General features: G+C 62.3%; 3 protein-coding genes. All 3 read left to right on the top strand.

All coding sequences use genetic code 11. The features are described 5' to 3' along the window. Positions 1-421: enolase C-terminal domain-like protein (locus ENZ75_RS30635; RefSeq protein ID WP_281061316.1), on the top strand; the 421-nt coding region annotated here is incomplete at its 5' end. A gap of 9 nt (positions 422-430) precedes the next feature. Then, on the top strand, positions 431-760 hold the full coding sequence (locus ENZ75_RS30640) for an L-rhamnose mutarotase (protein WP_063167540.1): 330 nt from the start codon (positions 431-433) through the stop codon (positions 758-760). Continuing rightward, positions 753-1,829, top strand: a complete 1,077-nt coding sequence (locus ENZ75_RS30645; protein ID WP_063167539.1) for a Gfo/Idh/MocA family oxidoreductase — start codon at positions 753-755, stop codon at positions 1,827-1,829. Before ENZ75_RS30640 ends, ENZ75_RS30645 begins: the two co-directional genes overlap by 8 nt. The last annotated feature ends 16 nt before the right edge of the window (positions 1,830-1,845 follow it).

Below are 1,845 nucleotides of genomic sequence, written 5' to 3' on the forward strand. Positions count from 1 at the left end.
CGACGGGCATGTGCGGTTGTCGAACTCGACGCCGACGCCGATCGCCATCGGCGAGTCGCTCTACTCCCTCCGCCATTTTCGCGAGTACATGCAGAAAGGCGCCTGCTCGATCGTGCAGGTCGATGTCGGCCGTATCGGCGGCATCACGCCCTGGCTCAAGATTGCGCACGCGGCAGAGGCCTTCGACATTCCGGTCTGCCCGCATTTCCTGATGGAACTGCATGTCAGCCTGACCTGCGCTGTTCAGAACGGCCGATATGTCGAGTACATTCCGCAGCTCGACCAGTTGACCGGCAAGCGCATGCGCATCGAAGATGGCCAGGCGCTGGCGCCCGACGAACCGGGCATCGGCATCGATTGGGACTGGGACGCGGTCAAGGCCATGAGCATCGCCGAATTCACCACGGCGATCACGAAATAGGAGACTGATATGCAGCGGATGGGGATGATTCTCGGACTGAAGCCGGAAAAGGTCGATGAGTATGTTCGGCTCCATGCCGCCGTCTGGCCCGGCGTGCTGACCATGATCTCGGCCTGCAACATCAAGAACTATTCGATCTACCTGAAGCGGCCGGAGAACCTGCTGTTTTCCTATTTTGAATACCACGGCACCGACTATGCCGCCGACATGGCCAAGATGGCGGCCGACCCGAAGACGCAGGAATGGTGGGCCGTCTGCATGCCCTGCCAGGAGCCGCTGGCGACCCGCAAGGAGGGCGAGTGGTGGGCCGAGATGGATGAGGTCTTCCATCATGACTGAAGGCGGCTTCGACCCTGCCTTGCTCGTTCAATCCTGGCCAAAACCCTCAAGACCCCGGCCGATCGTCACCTTCGGCGCGGGATCGATCGTCGGCGACGCGCATTTCCCAGCCTACCGGAAGGCCGGCTTTCCGGTTGCCGGGCTTTATGATCCTGATCATGTCAGGGCTGAAAAGCTGGCCAGCCAATGGGGCGTGACGGCCTTTGGCTCGGTCGAAGAAGCGACTGCTGTCGAGGGCGCGATCTTCGACCTTGCCACCCCGCCGTCGCATCATGCCGATGTGCTGAAGTCCTTGCCTGACGGCGCGGTGGCGCTGATCCAGAAGCCGATGGGCAGCAATCTTGCCGAGGCGACCGCGATCCTCGAAATCTGCCGCGCCAGGAGGCTGCACGCGGCGGTGAACTTCCAATTGCGTTTCGCGCCAATGATGCTGGCGCTGAAGGATGCCATCGGCAAGGGCTGGCTCGGCGAGATCGTCGACTTCGACGCCTGGCTGGCGCTGGCGACACCATGGGAGCTTTGGGAATTCCTGCTCAAGGCGCCGCGCGTCGAGATCGCCATGCATTCGATCCACTATCTCGACCTGATCCGGCAGTTGCTCGGCGACCCCAGAGGCGTGCACGCCAAGACGCTCGGCCATCCCAACCATAAGGTGGCGCAGACGCGCACCAGCGCCATTCTCGACTATGGCGACACCGTGCGTTGCGCGCTGTCGATCAACCACGACCACAAATTCGGTCGCCGGCATCAGGCCTGCGAGTTCCGCATCTGCGGCACAGAGGGTGCCGCCTATCTCAAGCTGGGTCTCAACCTCGATTATCCCACAGGCGAACCGGATGTATTGGAGATCTGTCCGAAGGGCGGAACGGGCTGGATCGCCGTGCCCTTGGCCGGCGAGTGGTTTCCCGATGCCTTCGTCGGCCGCATGGCCAATGTCCAGCGCTTTGCGACCGGAGAAGATGATACGCTGATAAGCCCCGTCGAAGATGCCTGGAGCACGATGGCGCTGGTCGAGGCCGCCTACCAGTCGAGCGCGGCACCGGCGACGCCGATCGCGGAAAGACCCTGATGGAACAGATCAAGTA

Origin of the sequence: Mesorhizobium sp. M7A.F.Ca.CA.002.04.1.1 (genome assembly GCF_004022805.1) — a bacterium.
Classification (GTDB): domain Bacteria; phylum Pseudomonadota; class Alphaproteobacteria; order Rhizobiales; family Rhizobiaceae; genus Mesorhizobium; species Mesorhizobium ciceri.